This window comes from Pseudoalteromonas sp. SR45-5 (genome assembly GCF_014163565.1).
In the GTDB taxonomy this organism is placed as follows: domain Bacteria; phylum Pseudomonadota; class Gammaproteobacteria; order Enterobacterales; family Alteromonadaceae; genus Pseudoalteromonas; species Pseudoalteromonas distincta.
The window spans coordinates 1-2,309 of sequence record NZ_JACJDN010000620.1 but is presented as its reverse complement, the minus strand read 5'-3'; the positions used below and the strand labels follow the sequence as shown (position 1 = coordinate 2,309).

Annotated in this window: 3 protein-coding genes; 2 read left to right on the top strand and 1 reads right to left on the bottom strand. The window is 41.5% G+C overall.

The genetic code is table 11. From position 1 onward, the window contains the following. On the bottom strand, nucleotides 1-274 hold a 274-nt coding region (locus H5072_RS17205), incomplete at its 3' end, for a M24 family metallopeptidase (RefSeq protein WP_182694238.1). 271 nt (nucleotides 275-545) lie between these two features. On the opposite strand from H5072_RS17205, the gene rpsB reads away from it, so the two are divergent. Both rpsB and tsf read left to right on the top strand, forming a co-directional pair. Beyond that, nucleotides 546-1,274: a 30S ribosomal protein S2 gene (gene rpsB / locus H5072_RS17200; RefSeq protein WP_182694237.1), complete on the top strand. Its 729-nt coding sequence runs from the start codon at nucleotides 546-548 to the stop codon at nucleotides 1,272-1,274. 104 nt (nucleotides 1,275-1,378) lie between these two features. Beyond that, nucleotides 1,379-2,230: a translation elongation factor Ts gene (tsf, locus tag H5072_RS17195; protein ID WP_182694236.1), complete on the top strand. Its 852-nt coding sequence runs from the start codon at nucleotides 1,379-1,381 to the stop codon at nucleotides 2,228-2,230. Nucleotides 2,231-2,309 lie beyond the last annotated feature (79 nt).

Sequence of the window (2,309 nt, the reverse complement as noted above, 5' to 3'; positions counted from 1 at the left end):
TGTCGCCTTCTTTTAATGCTTTGTCATTTGGAATTCCGTGACAAATAACATGATTAACTGACGTACAAACTGATTTTGGAAAGCCATGATAATTTAACGGAGCAGGGATTGCTTGTTGCACATTAACAATATAATCATGACAAAGTGTATTTAGCTCATCGGTGGTAACACCCGGCACTACATGAGGGCCGATCATTTCAAGTACATCGGCCGCTAAGCGCCCAGCTACGCGCATTTTCTCTATTTCTTCAGGGGTCTTGATAATAGCGCTCATTGAGGCTCCAAAGTTGAGTTTCTAACATTTATCGCCGAACAAATTTTGCACGCGACGTTGAGTATTTAATTTTAATATGGTATAAAGCGCGCCGTCTTTTTACAAATAAATTCTTAAATGATTTTTTGTATTTAAGGCAAACACAATTTTATTTTAACACACACACGTATCGTCACATACACTTGGGTGCATTTGAAGTTTAATTACTTCGGTGTTGGTGCTATGGGATATGTGGAGGCCTAACCCTAAACAACTATAGAGGATCTATAAAATGGCAAACGTTTCAATGCGCGATATGCTTCAAGCTGGTGTTCACTTTGGTCACCAAGCACGTTACTGGAACCCGAAGATGAAGCCTTTCATCTTCGGCACACGTAACCGTGTACATATCATCAACCTTGAGCAAACTGTACCAATGTTCAACGACGCACTTAAGTTTTTATCAAGTGCTGCAGCAAACAAAGGTAAAGTTCTTTTCGTTGGTACTAAGCGCGCAGCAAGCGACGCAGTTAAAGCAGCTGCTTTAGAAAGCGATCAGTTCTTCGTAAATCACCGTTGGTTAGGTGGTATGTTGACTAACTGGAAAACTGTACGTCAATCAATCAAGCGTCTTAAAGACCTTGAAACACAAAGCCAAGACGGTACTTTCGAGAAATTAACTAAGAAAGAAACGTTAATGCTTAACCGCGAAATGGAAAAGCTTGAAAAGAGCCTTGGTGGTATCAAAAACATGGGCGGTCTTCCAGACGCGCTTTTCGTTATCGATGCTGACCACGAGCACATTGCTATCCGTGAAGCAAACAACCTAGGTATCCCTGTTGTTGCAATCGTTGATACTAACTCTAACCCAGACGGCGTTGATTACATCGTTCCTGGTAACGATGATGCTATCCGTGCTGTAAGCCTTTACACTAGCGCTGTTGCAGCTGCTATCACTGAAGGTCGCGAGAATAACATCGTTGCTCAAGCTGAGAAAGACGATTTCGTTGAAGCTGAGTAATTAGCTATCATCAAGTCTTCATCTTTTTAAGGTGAAGACTTGTTATTCTTGTAGAGCGGGTAACCCGCTTATCTAAACCAGATTTCAGATTTGAGGATTTACTAATGGCTGTAACTACTGCCCTAGTTAAAGAATTACGCGAGCGCACAGGCGCTGGCATGATGGATTGTAAAAAAGCGTTAACTGAGACTGATGGCGACATCGAGTTAGCGATTGAAAACATGCGTAAAAGTGGCGCTGCTAAAGCTGCTAAAAAAGCAGGTAACATTGCTGCTGAAGGTACTATCATCATCAAGCAAAACGCTGGTGTTGCAGTACTAGTAGAAGTTAACTGTCAAACAGACTTCGTTGCAAAAGACGTAAGCTTTTTAGCATTTGCTGATAAAGTTGCTGAAGCTGCAATTGCTGACACTCTTACTATCGAAGACTTACAAGCTAAGTTTGAAGAAGACCGTGTTGAGCTAGTAACTAAAATTGGCGAAAACATCAACGTACGTCGTCTGCAGTACATCGCTGGTGAAAACCTAGTTGAGTACCGTCATGGCGACCGTATCGGTGTTGTTGTTGCAGGTGTTGCTGATGAAGAAACACTTAAGCACGTTGCAATGCACGTTGCTGCTTCACGTCCAGAGTACTTAACTCCTTCTGACGTACCAGCTGACGTTGTAGAAAAAGAAAAGCAAGTACAAATCGAAATCGCGATGAATGAAGGCAAGCCTGCTGAAATCGCTGAGAAGATGGTTGTTGGTCGCATGAAAAAATTCACTGGTGAGGTTTCTCTTACTGGTCAAGCTTTCATCATGGACCCTAAAAAATCTGTTGGCGATATTCTTAAAGAGAAAAACGCAACAGTTACTGGCTTTGTACGTGTAGAAGTTGGTGAAGGTATCGAGAAGAAAGAAGAAGATTTTGCTGCTGAAGTTGCTGCTCAAATTGCAGCTGCTAAAGGTCAGTAAGATTAACTATTTGTGATGCAAAAGGAAATTAGATGCAATTAAAGTACTATTTGGTTTTGCTTCACAGCTAGAAATTCTT

Coding starts and splice junctions, on each gene's coding strand:
- rpsB (WP_182694237.1), top strand. CDS start 546: ATGGCAAACGTTTCAATGCGCGATATGCTTCAAGCTGGTGTTCACTTT.
- tsf (WP_182694236.1), top strand. CDS start 1,379: ATGGCTGTAACTACTGCCCTAGTTAAAGAATTACGCGAGCGCACAGGC.